The 18,257-nt window shown below is 56.4% G+C and carries 22 protein-coding genes; 19 read left to right on the forward strand and 3 right to left on the reverse strand.

Translation table 11 applies throughout. The features are described from left to right. From mdcC to mdcH, 6 genes are all read left to right on the forward strand, one after another. Window positions 1–300 (forward strand): malonate decarboxylase acyl carrier protein, encoded by a 300-nt coding sequence (gene mdcC / locus KIF87_RS14815; protein WP_014885504.1) that lies wholly within the window; start codon window positions 1–3, stop codon window positions 298–300. Next, on the forward strand, window positions 293–1,126 hold the full coding sequence (locus KIF87_RS14820) for a biotin-independent malonate decarboxylase subunit beta (protein ID WP_116342651.1): 834 nt from the start codon (window positions 293–295) through the stop codon (window positions 1,124–1,126). The genes mdcC and KIF87_RS14820 overlap by 8 nt, the downstream gene beginning before the upstream one ends. Beyond that, complete coding sequence (gene mdcE, locus KIF87_RS14825; RefSeq protein WP_198886846.1) at window positions 1,126–1,926, forward strand: biotin-independent malonate decarboxylase subunit gamma; 801 nt, start codon at window positions 1,126–1,128, stop codon at window positions 1,924–1,926. The genes KIF87_RS14820 and mdcE overlap by 1 nt, the downstream gene beginning before the upstream one ends. A gap of 128 nt (window positions 1,927–2,054) precedes the next feature. Continuing rightward, a complete protein-coding gene (locus KIF87_RS14830; RefSeq protein ID WP_024907941.1) occupies window positions 2,055–3,014 on the forward strand; it encodes an AEC family transporter in 960 nt (319 codons plus the stop codon). Between the two features lie 2 nt (window positions 3,015–3,016). Then, window positions 3,017–3,634, forward strand: a complete 618-nt coding sequence (locus KIF87_RS14835) for a malonate decarboxylase holo-ACP synthase (RefSeq protein ID WP_213329131.1) — start codon at window positions 3,017–3,019, stop codon at window positions 3,632–3,634. Then, the gene (mdcH, locus tag KIF87_RS14840; protein ID WP_213329132.1) at window positions 3,634–4,530 is read left to right on the forward strand and encodes a malonate decarboxylase subunit epsilon; all 897 of its coding nucleotides are present in this window, start codon (window positions 3,634–3,636) and stop codon (window positions 4,528–4,530) included. The genes KIF87_RS14835 and mdcH overlap by 1 nt, the downstream gene beginning before the upstream one ends. A gap of 63 nt (window positions 4,531–4,593) precedes the next feature. Here mdcH and KIF87_RS14845 read toward each other — a convergent pair whose 3' ends face one another. Both KIF87_RS14845 and KIF87_RS14850 read right to left on the reverse strand, forming a co-directional pair. After that, window positions 4,594–5,526 carry a LysR substrate-binding domain-containing protein gene (locus tag KIF87_RS14845; protein ID WP_032662318.1) on the reverse strand — a complete coding sequence of 311 codons (933 nt, stop codon included), beginning with the start codon at window positions 5,524–5,526 and terminating at the stop codon, window positions 4,594–4,596. Between the two features lie 15 nt (window positions 5,527–5,541). After that, the gene (locus tag KIF87_RS14850) at window positions 5,542–7,446 is read right to left on the reverse strand and encodes an ABC transporter ATP-binding protein (protein ID WP_213329133.1); all 1,905 of its coding nucleotides are present in this window, start codon (window positions 7,444–7,446) and stop codon (window positions 5,542–5,544) included. Window positions 7,447–7,584: 138 nt separating this feature from the next. Here KIF87_RS14850 and kefG point away from each other — a divergent pair, with 138 nt between their 5' ends. The 4 genes from kefG (at window position 7,585) to slyD (ending at window position 10,840) form a co-directional block, all read left to right on the forward strand. After that, window positions 7,585–8,136, forward strand: coding sequence for a glutathione-regulated potassium-efflux system ancillary protein KefG (gene kefG, locus KIF87_RS14855; protein WP_014885493.1), 552 nt, complete (start codon window positions 7,585–7,587; stop codon window positions 8,134–8,136). Then, window positions 8,136–9,941, forward strand: coding sequence for a glutathione-regulated potassium-efflux system protein KefB (gene kefB / locus KIF87_RS14860; RefSeq protein WP_213329134.1), 1,806 nt, complete (start codon window positions 8,136–8,138; stop codon window positions 9,939–9,941). Before kefG ends, kefB begins: the two co-directional genes overlap by 1 nt. Before the next feature lie 13 nt (window positions 9,942–9,954). Further along, window positions 9,955–10,155, forward strand: a complete 201-nt coding sequence (locus KIF87_RS14865; protein WP_213329135.1) for a YheV family putative zinc ribbon protein — start codon at window positions 9,955–9,957, stop codon at window positions 10,153–10,155. Window positions 10,156–10,249: 94 nt separating this feature from the next. After that, complete coding sequence (gene slyD, locus KIF87_RS14870) at window positions 10,250–10,840, forward strand: peptidylprolyl isomerase (RefSeq protein ID WP_063865788.1); 591 nt, start codon at window positions 10,250–10,252, stop codon at window positions 10,838–10,840. Window positions 10,841–10,891: 51 nt separating this feature from the next. Here the strand turns inward: slyD and KIF87_RS14875 are convergent, their stop codons facing one another. Then, window positions 10,892–11,110: a protein SlyX gene (locus KIF87_RS14875; protein ID WP_159515679.1), complete on the reverse strand. Its 219-nt coding sequence runs from the start codon at window positions 11,108–11,110 to the stop codon at window positions 10,892–10,894. Between the two features lie 238 nt (window positions 11,111–11,348). On the opposite strand from KIF87_RS14875, the gene fkpA reads away from it, so the two are divergent. The 9 genes from fkpA to tuf form a co-directional block, all read left to right on the forward strand. Further along, window positions 11,349–12,167, forward strand: a complete 819-nt coding sequence (gene fkpA / locus KIF87_RS14880) for an FKBP-type peptidyl-prolyl cis-trans isomerase (protein WP_023309460.1) — start codon at window positions 11,349–11,351, stop codon at window positions 12,165–12,167. A 166-nt stretch (window positions 12,168–12,333) separates the two neighbouring features. Then, the gene (locus KIF87_RS14885; RefSeq protein WP_003861697.1) at window positions 12,334–13,056 is read left to right on the forward strand and encodes a helix-turn-helix transcriptional regulator; all 723 of its coding nucleotides are present in this window, start codon (window positions 12,334–12,336) and stop codon (window positions 13,054–13,056) included. Beyond that, window positions 13,056–13,442 (forward strand): sulfurtransferase complex subunit TusD, encoded by a 387-nt coding sequence (gene tusD, locus KIF87_RS14890; RefSeq protein ID WP_121426097.1) that lies wholly within the window; start codon window positions 13,056–13,058, stop codon window positions 13,440–13,442. The genes KIF87_RS14885 and tusD overlap by 1 nt, the downstream gene beginning before the upstream one ends. Then, complete coding sequence (tusC, locus tag KIF87_RS14895) at window positions 13,442–13,801, forward strand: sulfurtransferase complex subunit TusC (protein WP_213329136.1); 360 nt, start codon at window positions 13,442–13,444, stop codon at window positions 13,799–13,801. Before tusD ends, tusC begins: the two co-directional genes overlap by 1 nt. Before the next feature lie 7 nt (window positions 13,802–13,808). Beyond that, a complete protein-coding gene (gene tusB, locus KIF87_RS14900) occupies window positions 13,809–14,096 on the forward strand; it encodes a sulfurtransferase complex subunit TusB (protein WP_054830114.1) in 288 nt (95 codons plus the stop codon). 124 nt (window positions 14,097–14,220) lie between these two features. Next, on the forward strand, window positions 14,221–14,595 hold the full coding sequence (gene rpsL / locus KIF87_RS14905) for a 30S ribosomal protein S12 (RefSeq protein WP_000246815.1): 375 nt from the start codon (window positions 14,221–14,223) through the stop codon (window positions 14,593–14,595). A gap of 96 nt (window positions 14,596–14,691) precedes the next feature. Continuing rightward, window positions 14,692–15,162: a 30S ribosomal protein S7 gene (gene rpsG, locus KIF87_RS14910; RefSeq protein ID WP_004106370.1), complete on the forward strand. Its 471-nt coding sequence runs from the start codon at window positions 14,692–14,694 to the stop codon at window positions 15,160–15,162. A 96-nt stretch (window positions 15,163–15,258) separates the two neighbouring features. Further along, entirely contained in the window at window positions 15,259–17,373 is a 2,115-nt protein-coding gene (fusA, locus tag KIF87_RS14915; protein WP_063144212.1) for an elongation factor G, read from the forward strand. A 69-nt stretch (window positions 17,374–17,442) separates the two neighbouring features. Continuing rightward, window positions 17,443–18,257 (forward strand): elongation factor Tu (gene tuf, locus KIF87_RS14920; protein ID WP_213329137.1); only part of this gene is annotated, 815 nt, incomplete at its 3' end.

Genomic DNA, 18,257 nt, shown 5'->3' on the forward strand with positions numbered 1-18,257 from the left:
ATGGAAAAAATTACATTGACCGTGCCAGCCAGCCGCGCGTTAAGCGGCAGGGCGCTGGCGGGCGTCGTCGGCTCCGGGGATATGGAGGTGCTCTTCACCGCCGAACCGGGCCAGACGCTAACCATTGATATCACCACCTCAGTCGACAACAGCCGTGGCCGCTGGGAGGCGCTGTTCAACCGCCTGCAGACCGTCAGCAGCCTGCCCGCAGGCAAACTGACCATTCATGACTTCGGCGCGACGCCGGGCGTGGCCCGCATTCGCATCGAACAGGTTTTTGAGGGGGTGAGCCATGCGTGATGACAGCAGCTTTATCGAACTAAAAGCGCGCCAGCGCGCGCAGGCCCTGCTGGATGACGGCAGCTACCGCGAACTGCTGGATCCGTTTGAAGGCATTATCTCTCCGTGGCTTGGGCCGCAGGGCATTGTCCCGCAGGCCGATGACGGCATGGTCGTCGCAAAAGGCACCATCAACGGTCAGCCTGCGGTCGTGGTCGCGATTGAAGGCGCGTTCCAGGGCGGCAGCATGGGCGAAGTGTCCGGTGCAAAAATGGCGGCGGCGCTGGAGCTGGCGGCGGAAGATAACCGTAACGGCATTCCGACGCAGGCAGTGCTGTGCCTCGAAACCGGCGGCGTGCGTCTTCAGGAGGCTAACCTCGGCCTGGCGGCGATTGCCGATATCCACGCCGCGATTGTAGACCTGCGTCGCTACACGCCCGTCATCGGGATTGTGGCCGGGACCGTGGGCTGCTTCGGCGGGATGTCCATTGCGGCAGCGCTGTGCAGCTACCTGATTGTGACCCGCGAAGCGCGTCTTGGCCTCAACGGCCCGCAGGTTATCGAGCAGGAGGCGGGCATTGAAGAGTACGACTCCCGCGACCGTCCGTTTATCTGGAGCATGACCGGCGGCGAAGTGCGCTATCAAAGCGGCCTGGTGGACGCGCTGGTGGGCGACGGCGTAAATGCGGTGAAGGCGGCGATGAACGACGCGATTGCGAAAGGCGTACCGGCGAAACACCGCACCGATAACTACGACGATTACCTGAACCGTCTGACGAATTTCGACACCCGCAAGCAGGCCGATGCCGAACAGATTAACGCGCTTTTTGCCCGGGAGGTGAAATGATGAGTAATTCAAAAAGCCGTGGCGAGCTGTGGCTGGAAACCCTCGCCCCGAACGCCAAACGTATCGAAGGGCTCTGCCCGTCCGTGCAGGCGGCAGACGGCGAGCTGAACGGTGAGGCGGTGCGCTTTGTGGCCGTGGTGCCGGATGCCAACAACCACTTCCCGCGGGCGGCGAAAGGTGAGGTCGGTCTGCTGGAAGGCTGGACGCTGGCGAAAGTGGTCAGCGAAACCGTCGCGGCGGATGCCGATAAAGCCGTGAAGCGCCCGATTGTGGCGGTGATCGACGTCCCGAGCCAGGCCTATGGCCGTCGTGAAGAGGCGTTTGGTATTCATCAGGCGCTGGCAGGCGCCGCTGCCGCGTATGCTAACGCGCGCCTGGCCGGTCACCCGGTGATTGGGCTTATCGTCGGCAAGGCGATGTCCGGCGCGTTCCTGGCGCACGGCTACCAGGCCAACCGTCTGATCGCCTTTAACGACAAGGGCGTGCTGATCCACGCGATGGGAAAAGAGTCTGCGGCGCGTATTACCCTGCGTACCGTCGAGGCGCTGGAAAAACTGGCGGCAACCATTCCGCCAATGGCCTACGACATCAGCAACTACGCCACGCTGGGGCTGCTCTCCAGCCTGCTGGATATCAGCAACCCGGATGCCCCGTCCGATCGCGATCTGGCGCAGGTGAAATCCACCCTGCAACAGGCCATCAGCGATGCCCGTCAGGATGCGACGCTTAAAAATCGTCTGGGTGCTGACAACCGCCGCAGCTCGGCGCTCGTACGCGAACGCATGCGAGCCAGCTGGTAAGTAAAAAAAAGACCTGCCAGAGATGCAAACCCCCGCGAGCGCGTCCGCTGCGCCCGCGTGGGAGCCTGCATCCTGAAAAATAATAAACATCGCACCAGTGCTAAAACTTTTTTTACTACAGGTGATTTATGACTTACGTAATTGTTCATGCTCTTGCACCGATTTTCGTCATCATGCTGCTGGGTTTCTGGGCCGGTAAGGCAAAGATGGTCGATAACAAAAACGTTTCCCTGCTCAATATCTTCGTGATGGATTTTGCACTGCCTGCCGCGCTGTTCAGCGCCACCGTGCAAACGCCGTGGACCGGCATCGTGGCGCAGTCGCCGCTGATTCTGGTGCTGACCCTGGCGATGTGGATCACCTATGCGGCCATCTACTTCCTCGCGACTAAAGTCTTTAAGAAATCCCCGCAGGACGCGGCAGTGCTGACCCTGACGGTAGCTTTACCTAACTACGCTGCGCTGGGCCTGCCGATTCTGGGCAGCGTGCTGGGTGAAGGATCTTCCACGTCGCTTTCCGTTGCGGTCTCTATTGCCTGCGGTTCGGTGCTGATGACCCCATTCTGCCTGCTGATCCTGGAGCGTGAGAAAGCGCGCGCCGAGGGGAATAACTCTGGCTCAACGCTCTCCATGCTGCCGGTGCTGATGTGGCGCTCCATTAAGAAACCGATCGTGATGGGCCCGCTGCTGGGCGTGATTCTTTCCGCCATCGGGATCAAAATGCCGGAACTGGTGCTTGCGGCGATTAAACCGCTGGGGCTGTCGGCGACCGCTGCGGCGCTGTTCCTGACCGGGGTGATCCTCTCTGCCCGTAAGCTGCAGATCAACACCATGGTGATTACGTCCACCATCGCCAAGCTGCTGATTCAGCCCGCTATTGCCTGGGGTATTGTGCTGATCTTCGGTCTGCACGGCTCCGTGGCGATCACCGCTATCCTGATGATTGCGCTCTCCGCAGGCTTCTTCGGCGTGGTGTTCGGTAACCGCTTTGGCGTGCAGTCGCCGGATGCTGAAGCCGTGCTGCTGTTAAGCTCCGTACTGTGTATCCTGTCGCTGCCGCTGTTTATCTCGTTGACTTCAGGAATGTAATTATGACCACAACATTACGCCCGCACGACCTCATCTGGCTTACCGCGCGCGACGCGCTGGAAGGCATCACCGAATCCTGGGTGGAGGCGGCATGGCATACCGGCCTGCCGGTGGTGGTGCGGCGTGATGTTGATAGTGAAGGCCGCATTCCCGTTGGCGTGCGCGGATTGCGCCGCGACCAGCGGGCGGCCGGATGGGTGAAGCCCGAAAACGTGCAGCGCGTGGTGTCGCCGGAAGACCTGTGCGCCACCGCCGATCTGCTGCGTTCGCCGTTTGTCACCCAGCCGCCGGTTCAGGTGGCGCTGCAGCTTGCGCAGCAGGCGTGGCCGTGGACGTGGGGGATCACCGGCAGCACCGGCTACGCGCTGGCGACCGGCATTCCGGTGATCCATGCCGACAGCGATCTCGATCTGCTGATCCGCGCGCCGCAGCCGATTTCCCCCGATGCTTTTACCGCATGGCAGTCGCAGCTTAGCCGCGCGCTGTGTCGGGCGGATACGCAGGTGGATACGCCCGAAGGGGGCTTTGCGCTGGCGGAGTGGCTGCGTGACGGCAAAACGCTGCTGAAAACCCGCCGCGGACCGCGCCTGGTGGCGGATCCGTGGCGCAGGGAGGAGTGATGAAAATACTGTTTACCTTTCCGGGACAGGGCACGCAGCATGAAGGCATGCTGCAAAATTTGCCGGGAACGACGCTGGCACAGGCACGCGAGGTGCTGGGCAGCGAAGTCGATACGCTGGATAGTGCAGCCTCACTCGCTCACACCCGTGCGGTTCAGCTGTGTCTGCTGATTTCAGGCGTGGCCTGGGGGCGAGAGCTGGAGCGTCGCGGCGTGTCGCCGGATATCGTTAGCGGGCTGTCCATCGGCGCTTATCCGGCGGCGGTTATCGCAGGCGCGCTGGACTTTTCGGACGCGCTGAGGCTGGTGGCGCTGCGCGGTGACCTGATGGAGCAGGCGTACCCGTACGGCTACGGCCTGACGGCAATCATGGGCTTAACCCTGCCGCAGGTGGAAACGCTGATTGAAGGCACCGGAACCTACATTGCCAACCTGAACGCTGAAACGCAGATCGTGATTGCCGGAAGCGATGACGGGATGGCGCAGGTGGCGGCGCGAGCGCTGGCAAAAGGGGCGAGCAAGGCCAAACGGCTGGCGGTAAGCGTGCCGTCGCACTGCGCGCTGCTGGCGAAACCGGCACAAAAGCTGGCGGCGGCGTTTGAGTCCGTCACGCTGGCTCGTCCACGCTGCGCGTACCTGAGCGGCAGTACCGGCCGCGTGCTCTGGCAGCCGGAAAAGATTGCCGACGATCTGGCGATGAACATGGCGCGAACCGTGCGCTGGCAGGAGGCGGTGATTTCCGCTAACGAGCGCGAAGCGCGGCTGGCAATTGAGATGCCGCCCGGCGGCGTACTGACCTGCCTGACGCGGCAGGCTGCGTGGGAAGGGGAGACCCTTTCGCTGGAGCGCAGCGGGGTAGACGTGGCGGTGCATCTGGCGAAGCGGCTTCGTGCGTGAGTTTTTTTGCCCGGTGGCGGCTGCGCCTTACCGGTCCTACGGGTTCGGTTGCCTTGTTTTGTATCACACACTTTCCTGCAAACTGCGCGCATACATCCGCCCTTCGGCGGCTAATGCCCGCAGGCTCGGGTCCTGCTCGCGGTTGCGGGCAAAGACAATCGCGATCAGCTGCTGCATCTGGTACGGCTCCGCCAGCTTCAACAGCTGCACCGAATTCTCGTAGACCTTCTTCATCCTGCCCGGCATCAGCGTAAATCCAACGCCCGCCTGTACCAGGCTCAGCATCGAGAAAATGTCATTTACGCGCGTGACGATTTCCGGCTCGAACCCGGCGATATGAAACGCTTCCTGAAACCCGGCATACGTGGCGAACCCTTCTGCCAGAGCGACAAATTTCTGGTCTTTGTAATCACGCAGATCCGCTGGCCCGCTGGTATTCAGCGTGGCGGAAGCCGGTGCGGCGAGGAAGATGTCGTCGTGGAAGAGCGGCAGAACCTCAAGGCTGTTGCGGTCGATGTCGCTTTCGGAGATGGAGATAAGAATCGCGTCCAGCGAGCCTTCATCCAGCATGTGCAGCAGGGTGTCGTTGGAGCCCATCGTCAGATCCATCTCCAGATCCGGACGGCGCAGCTTCATGCCCATAATCAGGCGCGGCACGGTTTCCAGCGTCAGGGAGTAGAGCGTGCCCACGCGCAGCCTCCCCTGGCCGATACCGGCGATTTTGCGCGACTCTTCCAGCCCGCGCTCCATCACCTGCATCACCTCCTGGCAATACTCCAGCAGCGTCCAGGCGGAAGGCAGGGCAATCAGGTTGCGCCCCTTGTGGGTAAAGAGCGGGCAGCGCACGTTCTCTTCCAGCGTGTGCAGCGCGCGGTGCACGCTGACGCCGCTCAGGCCCAGAGTTTCGGCGGTACGCGCGATATTCCCTTTCTCCATAAACGTCATGAAGATGCTGAGCTTGCGGAACGTAATCTCGCTCGTGATATCGAAACTCATAACCCTCCCGGCGTGTTATTCAGCCTGCAGCATCGCTTCCAGCTGTTCCTGCGCGTCCAGCCACGCCATTTCGCACTCTTCGAGACTGGATTTGGTCTTCGCCTGCGTTTGCAGGCAGTCGGTCAGCTCAGACTTGCGGCTCTGGTCATACAGACCGCTGTCGCCGAGCTTCTCTTCAACGATAGCCAGCGTGGCGTTGAGCTTTTCCATCTCTTTTTCGAGACGGGTAATCTCTTTACGCAGCGGCTGCGTCTGGGTGCGAAGCTCCGCTTCACGACGCTTCTGGTCTTTACGCGCCTGCGCGCTGTTGGCGTTGTCTTTTGCTGATTCTTCTGGCTGATTTTCCTGCTTCTGCACGTCCGTCAGCCACTGCTGGTAGTCTTCCAGATCGCCGTCGAACGGTTCGACTTTGCCGCCGTGCACCAGGTAGAGATCGTCCGTGGTAGAGCGGATCAGGTGACGATCGTGCGAAACTACAACCAGCGCGCCTTCGAACTCAATCAGCGCTTCGGTCAGCGCCTGACGCATGTCGAGATCCAGGTGGTTGGTCGGTTCATCGAGCAGCAGCAGATTCGGGCGCTGCCAGACGATCAGCGCCAGCACCAGACGGGCCTTTTCGCCCCCGGAGAAGCGCTCGGTGTTTTCGGTGACCTTATCCCCCTGGAAGCCGAAGCCGCCGAGATAGTCGCGCAGCTTCTGCTCCATCTCCTGCGGCGCCAGGCGCGCGAGGTGCTGAATCGGCGATTCATCCGCGCGTAAAAATTCCAGCTGATGCTGGGCGAAGTAGCCCAGCTTGATGCCCTTCGCCAGGCCGATTTCACCGCTGACCGGGTTAAGCTCGCCCGCCAGCAGCTTGATCAGCGTTGATTTACCGGCACCGTTACGCCCCAGCAGGCCAATGCGTGAACCCGGGACCAGGTTGAGCTTGATGGAGTCGAGAATAATGCGGTCGGCATAGCCCGCGCTCACTTTTTCCATCTTCAGGAGCGGGTTTGGCAGGCTTTCCGGCTCGCGGAAGCTGAAGTGGAACGGGTTATCCACGTGCGCCGGGGCAATCATCTCCATGCGTTCCAGCATCTTGATGCGGCTCTGGGCCTGCTTGGCTTTTGAGGCTTTGGCCTTAAAGCGATCCACGAAGCTCTGCAGGTGCGCCACGCGCTGCTGCTGGCTTTCGTACATGGACTGCTGCTGGGCAAGACGCGTCGCGCGCTGGCGCTCGAAGGAGCTGTAGTTGCCGGTGTACTCGAACATCGTTTGCTGTTCGATATGAATAATTTTATCCACCACCGGGTCGAGGAAGTCGCGGTCGTGGGAGATCAGAATCAGAGTGCCCTGATAGCTCTTGAGCCACTTCTCCAGCCAAATAACCGCATCGAGATCGAGGTGGTTGGTCGGTTCATCGAGCAGCAGCAGGTCAGAGCGGCAGATCAGCGCCTGCGCCAGGTTGAGACGCATACGCCAGCCGCCGGAGAAGTCGCTGACCGGGCGTTCCAGCTGTTCATTGCTGAAGCCCAGGCCGTGCAGCAGGCTGGAGGCGCGGGAGCGAATGGTCCACGCGTCGATAGCGTCCAGCTTGCCGTGAACGGTGGCGATGGCGTGGCCGTCGTTGCGCTCGTTCGCGGCGTTGAGTTCCGCCTCGAGCTTACGGTATTCACGGTCGCCGTCGATAACATAGTCGAGCGCCGGTTCACTCAGCGCAGGCGTCTCCTGGTTTACCCAGGCAAGCTGCCAGTTCCCCGGGAAGGTAAAGTTACCGCCGTCAGCGCTAATCTCGTTTTTCAGCAGCGCCAGCAGGGTGGATTTACCGCAGCCGTTTTTGCCGACCAGGCCCACTTTTTGGCCTGGGTTGATGGTAGCAGTGGCGTTATCCAGCAGGACGCGCACGCCGCGACGAATTTGTAACGAGGAGAAAACAATCATAGAAGCGCCGTATGTTCCGACTATGTTAATTTGTCATTATGATAATGTAAGGTGTGGGCCATTTTCCGCACCGGGCCGCCATGGTAGCCCAAAACAACGACGATACACAAAAACAGAAACAAGACCGGGAGGGGAATGATGTCTCAGACAGCAAAAGTGCTGCTGCTGTATGCCCATCCGGAATCTCAGGACTCGGTGGCAAACCGGGTGCTGCTTAAGCCGGCCACACAGCTCAGCAACGTGACGGTGCACGATCTCTACGCGCACTATCCTGATTTCTTTATTGATATCCCTTACGAGCAGGAGCTGCTGCGTCAGCATGACGTGATTGTGTTCCAGCATCCGCTTTATACCTACAGCTGTCCGGCGCTGCTCAAAGAGTGGCTGGACCGCGTGCTGAGCCGGGGCTTCTCCAGCGGGGTGGGGGGCAACCAGCTGGCGGGAAAGTACTGGCGTAGTGTGATTACGACCGGTGAACCCGAAAGCGCTTACCGTCACGACGGGCTGAATCGTTATCCGATGAGCGACATCCTGCGGCCTTTCGAGCTGACGGCGGCGATGTGCCGTATGCACTGGATGAGCCCGATTATTGTCTACTGGGCGCGGCGACAGGATCCGAAAGAACTGGCAAGCCACGCCAGAGCCTACGGTGAATGGCTGGCGTCACCCATTCCGGCAGGAGGTCGTTAATGGAAGGATCGAATTTGCTCCTCGCCGGGGTGCTGTTTTTATTTGCGGCCGTCGTCGCGGTGCCGCTTGCTGCACGCATTGGTATCGGTGCGGTGTTGGGTTATCTGCTGGCGGGGATCGCGATTGGTCCCTGGGGACTGGGATTCATCAGCGATGTAGATGAGATTCTCCATTTCTCCGAGCTGGGCGTGGTGTTCCTGATGTTCATCATCGGCCTGGAGCTGAATCCTTCGAAACTGTGGCAACTCCGACGCTCTATCTTTGGCGTGGGCGCCGCGCAGGTGTTGTTCAGCGCCGCGATCCTGGGCGGCCTGCTAATGCTGACCCACTTTTCATGGCAGGCGGCGGTGATTGGCGGGATAGGCCTTGCGATGTCGTCGACGGCGATGGCGCTGCAGCTGATGCGCGATAAAGGGATGAATCGCAACGAAGCCGGTCAGCTGGGCTTTTCGGTGCTGCTGTTCCAGGATTTGGCGGTGATCCCGGCGCTGGCGCTGGTACCGCTGCTGGCGGGATCCGGGGACGATCATTTCGACTGGGCTAAAATCGCCATGAAGGTGCTGGCCTTCGCGGGCATGCTGATCGGCGGTCGTTTCCTGCTACGTCCCGTGTTCCGCTTTATTGCCGCGTCGGGCGTTCGCGAGGTATTTACCGCCGCGACGCTGCTGCTGGTGCTGGGATCGGCGTTATTTATGGACGCGCTGGGGCTGTCGATGGCGCTCGGGACCTTTATCGCCGGGGTGCTGCTGGCGGAGAGCGAGTATCGTCACGAGCTGGAAATTGCCATCGATCCCTTCAAAGGGCTGCTGTTAGGCCTGTTCTTTATCTCGGTGGGGATGGCGCTCAACCTTGGCGTGCTCTATACCCATCTGCTGTGGGTGATAGTGAGCGTTGCCATCCTGGTGGCGGTGAAGACGCTGGTGCTGTACGTCATGGCACGTATCTACGGGCTGCGCAGTTCGGAACGCATGCAGTTTGCCAGCGTGTTAAGCCAGGGGGGCGAGTTCGCGTTTGTGCTGTTTTCGACCGCCTCCTCCCAGAAGCTGTTTAAAGACGATCAGATGGCGCTTTTGCTGGTGACGGTCACGCTGTCTATGATGACCACGCCGCTGCTGATGAAGCTGGTGGATAAACTGCTGTCGCGCCGCCTGAACCCGACGGACGATGAAGACGAAGCGCCGTGGGTGGAAGACGACAAGCCTCAGGTGATTGTGGTGGGCTTTGGCCGTTTCGGACAGGTTATCGGTCGTTTGCTGATGGCGAACAAAATGCGCATTACGGTACTGGAGCGGGATATCAGCGCGGTCAACCTGATGCGCAAATATGGCTATAAGGTGTATTACGGCGATGCCACCCAGCTCGAGCTGCTGCGCTCGGCGGGGGCGGAAGCGGCAGAGTCCATCGTGATTACCTGTAACGATCCGGAAGACACGATGAAGCTGGTGGAGCTGTGTCAGCAGCATTTCCCGCATCTGCATATTTTGGCGCGTGCGCGGGGACGTGTTGAAGCTCACGAACTGTTGCAGGCGGGTGTGAAACACTTCTCCCGTGAGACGTTCTCCAGTGCGCTGGAGCTGGGCCGCAAGGCGCTGATCTCGCTCGGCATGCATCCGCATCAGGCGCAGCGCGCCCAGATGCACTTCCGCCGGCTGGATATGCAAATGTTGCGCGAGCTGATGCCGGTACATACCGATACTGAGCAGATCTCCCGCGTGCGGGAAGCGCGTCGCGAGCTGGAGGAGATCTTCCAGCGAGAGATGCAGCAGGAACGACGCCAGCTTGATGGCTGGGATGAATTTGAATAAAGGGTAACGAAAGATGGCTGTACGTAAACGCTTTATTGCGGGTGCAAAATGCCCGACCTGCCAGGTGCAAGATACCCTGGCGATGTGGCGGGAAAATAATATTGATGTTGTTGAGTGTGTTAAGTGCGGTCACCAGATGCGTGAGGCCGATAAAGAGGCCCGCGATCACGTTCGCAAAGAAGAGCAAGTTATCGGGATTTTTCATCCGGACTAGCGATATGCCCTGAGTTTTTTTAAGCTAAAGGGTACACGGGTGCAGATTTCCGCTACAATCTGCGCCAGCAATTTTCCCACGCTCAGGAGATATCATGAAAGTAGCAAAAGACCTGGTGGTCAGCCTGGCCTATCAGGTACGTACAGAAGACGGTGTGTTGGTTGATGAGTCTCCGGTGAGTGCGCCGCTTGACTACCTGCATGGTCACGGCTCCCTGATTTCTGGCCTGGAAACCGCGCTGGAAGGTCATGAAGTTGGCGACAAATTTGACGTTGCTGTGGGCGCGAACGACGCTTACGGTCAGTATGACGACAACCTGGTTCAGCGCGTTCCTAAAGACGTGTTCATGGGCGTTGACGAACTGCAGGTTGGCATGCGCTTCTTGGCTGAAACTGACCAGGGCCCGGTTCCTGTTGAAATCACCGAAGTGGAAGATGACCACGTCGTGGTTGACGGTAACCACATGCTGGCTGGCCAGAACCTGAAGTTCAACGTAGAAGTTGTTGCGATCCGTGAAGCGACCGAAGAAGAGCTGGCTCATGGCCACGTTCACGGTGCGCACGGTCACGACCATGACCACGATCACGGCCACGACGGCTGCTGCGGTGGTCACGGCCACGACCATGGTCACGACCACGATCACGGTAAAGGTGGTTGCGGTAACGGCGGCTGCGGCTGCCATTAATTCCGTCATGCGGAAAATAAAAAAGCGGGATAATCCCGCTTTTTTTACGCCTCAATAATGAGGAGGTGGCGTCTCTTCAGATTGAGAGGCGATGTGCGATGACTGCGTTGCCTTCACTTTTTCAGTGAGCAGGCGCATCAGATCCCGCAGTTTTGCCATTTCGAGCTCATGTGCGGTCACGGTCTGGTTTAGCTCTTCGATGGTGATGTCCTGAAAAGCCAGGCGGCTTTCCAGCTCAGCCAATCTCGCTTCTATTGCTGTATCCTTCATCATTCACCTCGTTTATTTCAGATTCGCCATAATGGCCCTGCGGCGGCGCAGTTTAACTGAGTTTATCCTTAAGTACAGTCCGCATCCCTTTGGCAGGAAACTTATTTAAACAAAAATAGTCTGAAAAGTGGCGAGAATTGGAAGTGTCTGTCTGTAGATTTCTTCCGCAACGTTTTATAGTACGTCACTCATTTACGTTTAACGCTGGGGTGAGAGTCCCCAGGCCCTGGAGATATGGATGAAATCACTGTTTAAAGTAACGCTGCTGGCGACCACGATGGCCGTTGCGCTGAACGCGCCGCTGTCATTCGCTGCTGATACTGCTGCGAAGCCTGCTGCTACTGCAGACAGCAAAGCGGCGTTCAAAAATGACGACCAGAAATCCGCCTACGCACTGGGCGCATCTCTGGGTCGTTACATGGAAAACTCTCTGAAAGAACAAGAGAAACTGGGCATCAAACTGGATAAAGCTCAGCTGATCGCGGGCGTTCAGGACGCATTTGCAGATAAGAGCAAGCTGTCTGACCAGGAAATTGAACAGACTCTGCAGGCGTTTGAAGCGCGCGTGAAGGGTGCCGCGCAGACTAAGATGGACGCGGACGCGAAAGACAACGAAGCGAAAGGCAAAGCCTACCGCGATACCTTTGCGAAAGAGAAGGGTGTGAAAACCTCTTCTACTGGCCTGGTGTACAAAGTTGAGAAAGAAGGCACCGGCGATGCGCCTAAAGACAGCGACACCGTTGTTGTGAACTACAAAGGTACGCTGATCGACGGTAAAGAGTTCGACAACTCTTACACCCGCGGTGAGCCGCTTTCCTTCCGTCTGGATGGTGTGATCCCTGGCTGGACTGAAGGCCTGAAAAACATCAAGAAAGGCGGTAAGATTAAGATGGTTATCCCACCGGATCTGGCCTACGGCAAAACCGGCGTTCCGGGTATCCCTGCCAACTCTACGCTGGTCTTTGACGTAGAGCTGCTGGACATCAAACCGGCACCGAAAGCGGATGCCAAAGCAGACGCGCCGGCTGACGATAAAGCCGCTGCTGCTAAGAAGTAATGCTGTAAAAAAACCGCCGCCTTTAAGGCGGCGGTTTTTTATTGTGGGGCAGATATAATTAACACTGGAAAGCGTTAGGCACGCTGTATTAATTTAGTTGTCCGTGTAGATAATGAGCCTGCCCTGAAAACCTAACGACAGGCTCCTGAAAAGGAGTGTTTTTTTCATGTCCAGGTCGCTTTTAACCAACGAAACCAGTGAACTTGATTTGCTGGATCAACGTCCTTTCGATCAGACCGACTTCGATATTCTGAAATCCTATGAAGCGGTAGTGGACGGGTTAGCGATGCTCATTGGCTCCCACTGCGAAATCGTATTGCACTCCCTGCAAGATCTGAAGTGTTCCGCCATCCGCATTGCGAATGGTGAGCATACTGGCCGTAAAATTGGTTCGCCAATTACCGACCTTGCATTGCGTATGCTGCATGACATGACCGGCGCGGACAGCAGCGTCTCCAAATGCTATTTCACCCGCGCCAAAAGTGGCGTGCTGATGAAATCAGAAACCATCGCGATTCGAAACCGCGAGCATCGTGTTATTGGGCTACTGTGCATCAACATGAACCTTGATGTGCCATTCTCGCAAATCATGAGCACCTTTATTCCACCAGAAACGCCGGACGTTGGCTCTTCTGTTAACTTTGCCTCCTCCGTTGAAGATCTGGTGACGCAGACGCTTGAGTTTACGATTGAAGAGGTGAATGCCGATCGCAACGTCTCGAACAACGCCAAGAATCGTCAGATCGTGCTCAATCTCTATGAGAAAGGGATTTTTGATATTAAAGACGCCATCAACCAGGTGGCCGATCGTCTGAACATCTCCAAGCACACGGTCTACCTCTATATTCGCCAGTTCAAAAGCGGCGATTTCCTGGGACAAGATAAGTAATGCGTTTTGCGTTAATGGTGACAGGCCCGGCCTACGGTACTCAGCAGGCCAGCAGCGCGCTGCAGTTTGCGCATGCGCTACTGGCGGCCGGGCATGAGCTGGCGAGCGTCTTTTTCTATCGGGAAGGGGTGTATAACGCGAATCAGTTTACGTCACCGGCGAGCGATGAGTTCGATCTGGTGCGCGGCTGGCAGGCATTAAACGAAAAGCAGGGCGTAGAACTGCACATCTGCGTGGCGGCGGCACTGCGCCGCGGCGTGACCGATGCAACCGAAGCCGCGCGTCTTGGTTTATCGGGTTCTAACCTGCAGCCCGGTTTTTCGTTGAGTGGTCTGGGTGCACTGGCACAGGCGGCATTAACCTGTGACAGAGTGGTGCAATTTTGATGAAGCGCGTGGCATTTGTTTTTACCTCTGCGCCGCACGGCAGCGCTTCTGGTCGAGAAGGGCTGGATGCGTTACTTGCGACTTCCGCGCTGACCGAAGATATCGGTGTCTTCTTTTTGGGCGACGGCGTATTTCAGCTTCTGACGGGGCAACAGCCTCAGGCCATTCTGGCGCGTGATTACATCGCGACGTTCAAAGTGTTACCGCTTTACGATATCGAAACCTTCTATGTTTGTGCTGACTCTTTGGCCGCGCGTGGTTTAAACGAGGCAACGCCTTTCGTGCTGGATGCGACGGTCCTGTCTTCTGCTGCATTGCGCGAACACCTTTCCCACTACGACACTATTCTGACTTTCTGAGGCCGTCATGCTCCATACTCTGAGCCATTCACCATGGCAATGTGATACCGACGCGTTACTGAGTATGCTGCGCGAAGGTGATGACCTGCTGCTGATTCAGGATGGCGTGCTTGCCGCACTGGAAGGCAGTCGTTTCGTTGAAATTCTCACGAATGCCCCCATAACAGTCTCTGCGCTGAAAGACGATCTGGATGCGCGGGGTCTTTCTGGTCAAATTTCAGCCAAAATTGACGTGGTTGGCTATACTGATTTCGTCAATCTTACTGTGACGCACGCCAGTCAAATGAACTGGTGATCTGAGATCGCTGTATATTTCTTGACACCTTTTCGACGTAGCCCTAAAATTTCGCGTCCTCATATTGTATGAGGTCGATTTATTACGTGTTTACGAAGCAAAAGCTAAAACCAGGAGCTATTTAATGGCAACAGTTAACCAGCTGGTACGCAAACCACGCGCACGCAAAGTTGCAAAGAGCAACGTGCCTGCGCTGGAAGCCTGCCCGCAGAAACGTGGCGTATGTACTCGTGTATATACCACCACTCCTAAAAAACCAAACTCCGCACTGCGTAAAGTATGCCGTGTGCGTTTGACTAACGGTTTCGAAGTGACTTCCTACATCGGTGGTGAAGGTCACAACCTGCAGGAACACTCCGTGATCCTGATCCGTGGCGGTCGTGTTAAAGACCTTCCGGGTGTTCGTTACCACACCGTTCGTGGTGCGCTCGACTGCTCAGGTGTTAAAGACCGTAAGCAGGCTCGCTCCAAGTACGGCGTGAAGCGTCCTAAGGCTTAATGGTTCTCCGTTAAGTAAGGCCAAACTGATTTATCTTAATGTCACACTAAACTCTTTGAGTTTTGGACAATCCTGAATTAACAACGGAGTATTCCCATGCCACGTCGTCGCGTCATTGGTCAGCGTAAAATCCTTCCAGATCCGAAATTCGGATCAGAACTGCTGGCAAAATTTGTAAATATCCTGATGGTAGATGGTAAAAAATCTACTGCAGAAGCAATCGTATACAGCGCGCTTGAGACCCTGGCTCAGCGTTCTGGTAAAAATGAACTGGAAGCTTTCGAAGTCGCTCTCGACAACGTTCGCCCAACTGTAGAAGTTAAGTCCCGCCGCGTTGGTGGTTCTACTTATCAGGTTCCAGTTGAAGTTCGTCCGGTTCGTCGTAATGCTCTGGCAATGCGTTGGATCGTTGAAGCTGCTCGTAAACGCGGTGATAAATCCATGGCTCTGCGTCTGGCGAACGAACTTTCTGATGCTGCAGACAACAAAGGTACTGCAGTTAAGAAACGTGAAGACGTTCACCGTATGGCAGAAGCCAACAAGGCGTTCGCACACTACCGTTGGTAATCCCTTCGGAGTATTAGTCACCAGGCGGGCGCTTCAGAGAAGCCGCCCGCTCTGGGTAACTTAACTGAACGCCTAAAGATATAAACGAGGAATCAAATGGCTCGTACAACACCCATCGCACGCTACCGTAACATCGGTATCAGTGCGCACATCGACGCCGGTAAAACCACTACTACCGAACGTATTCTGTTCTACACCGGTGTAAACCATAAAATCGGTGAAGTTCATGACGGCGCAGCCACCATGGACTGGATGGAACAGGAGCAGGAGCGTGGTATTACTATCACCTCCGCAGCGACTACTGCATTCTGGTCAGGTATGGCTAAGCAGTACGAACCGCATCGCGTAAACATCATCGACACCCCGGGCCACGTTGACTTCACCATCGAAGTAGAACGTTCCATGCGTGTTCTTGACGGCGCGGTAATGGTTTATTGCGCAGTTGGTGGTGTTCAGCCACAGTCTGAGACCGTATGGCGTCAGGCGAACAAATATAAAGTTCCACGCATCGCGTTCGTTAACAAAATGGACCGTATGGGTGCTAACTTCCTGAAAGTTGTTGGTCAGATCAAATCCCGTCTGGGCGCGAACCCTGTTCCGCTGCAGCTGGCAATTGGTGCTGAAGAAGGCTTCACCGGCGTTATCGACCTGGTGAAAATGAAAGCCATCAACTGGAACGATGCAGACCAGGGCGTTACCTTCGAATACGAAGATATCCCGGCTGAGATGCAGGACCTGGCTGACGAATGGCACCAGAACCTGATCGAATCCGCTGCTGAAGCTTCTGAAGAGCTGATGGAGAAATACCTGGGTGGTGAAGAACTGACTGAAGAAGAGATCAAAAAAGCTCTGCGTCAGCGCGTTCTGAACAACGAAATCATCCTGGTAACCTGTGGTTCTGCGTTCAAGAACAAAGGTGTTCAGGCGATGCTGGATGCGGTAGTTGACTACCTGCCATCCCCGGTTGACGTTCCTGCGATCAACGGCATCCTGGACGACGGTAAAGATACTCCGGCTGAGCGTCACGCAAGCGACGAAGAGCCATTCTCTGCACTGGCGTTCAAAATTGCTACCGACCCATTCGTGGGTAACCTGACCTTCTTCCGCGTTTACTCTGGTGTGGTTAACTCCGGTGACACCATCCTGAACTCCGTGAAAACGGCGCGTGAACGTTTTGGCCGTATCGTACAGATGCACGCTAACAAACGTGAAGAGATCAAAGAAGTTCGTGCGGGCGACATCGCTGCAGCTATCGGTCTGAAAGACGTGACTACTGGTGACACCCTGTGTGACCCAGATCACCCGATCATTCTGGAGCGTATGGAATTCCCTGAGCCGGTAATCTCCATCGCAGTTGAACCAAAAACCAAAGCTGACCAGGAAAAAATGGGTCTGGCTCTGGGCCGTCTGGCGAAAGAAGACCCATCATTCCGCGTATGGACTGATGAAGAATCTAACCAGACCATCATCGCTGGTATGGGTGAACTGCACCTGGACATCATCGTTGACCGTATGAAGCGTGAATTCAACGTTGAAGCGAACGTGGGTAAACCTCAGGTTGCTTACCGCGAAGCGATTCGCGCGAAAGTTACCGATGTTGAAGGTAAACACGCTAAGCAGTCTGGTGGTCGCGGTCAGTACGGTCACGTTGTGATCGACATGTACCCACTGGAGCCGGGCTCTAACCCGAAAGGTTACGAGTTCATCAACGACATCAAAGGTGGTGTAATTCCTGGCGAATACATCCCAGCCGTTGATAAAGGCATTCAGGAACAGCTGAAAGCGGGCCCTCTGGCTGGCTATCCGGTTGTTGACATGGGTGTTCGTCTGCACTTCGGTTCTTACCACGACGTTGACTCCTCTGAACTGGCGTTTAAACTGGCTGCGTCTATTGCCTTTAAAGAAGGCTTTAAGAAAGCAAAACCAGTTCTGCTTGAGCCAATCATGAAGGTTGAAGTAGAAACTCCTGAAGAGAACACCGGTGACGTTATCGGTGACTTGAGCCGTCGTCGCGGTATGCTGCGTGGTCAGGAATCCGAAGTAACTGGCGTTAAGATCCACGCTGAAGTTCCGCTGTCTGAAATGTTCGGATATGCAACTCAGCTGCGTTCTCTGACCAAAGGTCGTGCATCATACACCATGGAATTCCTGAAGTATGATGATGCGCCTAACAACGTTGCTCAGGCCGTTATTGAAGCCCGTGGTAAGTAATCCACAGGATTAAAACCTAAGTCCCGTGCTCTCTCCACAGGGGAGAGCACTATAGTAAGGAATATAGCCGTGTCTAAAGAAAAATTTGAACGTACAAAACCGCACGTCAACGTTGGTACTATCGGCCACGTTGACCATGGTAAAACTACCCTGACTGCTGCAATCACTACCGTTCTGGCTAAAACCTACGGTGGTTCTGCTCGTGCATTCGACCAGATCGATAACGCACCAGAAGAAAAAGCACGTGGTATCACCATCAACACTTCCCACGTTGAATATGACACCCCGACTCGCCACTACGCACACGTAGACTGCCCAGGCCACGCCGACTATGTTAAAAACATGATCACCGGTGCTGCGCAGATGGACGGCGCGATCCTGGTTGTTGCTGCGACTGACGGCCCAATGCCTCAGACTCGTGAGCACATCCTGCTGGGTCGTCAGGTAGGCGTTCCTTTCATCATCGTGTTCCTGAACAAATGCGACATGGTTGATGACGAAGAGCTGCTGGAACTGGTAGAGATGGAAGTTCGTGAACTGCTGTCTCAGTACGATTTCCCAGGCGACGATACCCCAATCGTTCGTGGTTCTGCTCTGAAAGCGCTGGAAGGCGAAGCTGAGTGGGAAGCGAAAATCATCGAACTGGCTGGCTTCCTGGATTCTTACATCCCAGAACCAGAGCGTGCGATTGACAAGCCATTCCTGCTGCCAATCGAAGACGTATTCTCCATCTCCGGTCGTGGTACCGTTGTTACCGGTCGTGTAGAGCGCGGTATCATCAAAGTTGGTGAAGAAGTTGAAATCGTTGGTATCAAAGAGACTGCGAAGTCTACCTGTACTGGCGTTGAAATGTTCCGCAAACTGCTGGACGAAGGCCGTGCTGG

This window comes from Enterobacter sp. 120016 (genome assembly GCF_018383635.1).
Taxonomy (GTDB): Bacteria; Pseudomonadota; Gammaproteobacteria; order Enterobacterales; family Enterobacteriaceae; genus Enterobacter; species Enterobacter asburiae_D.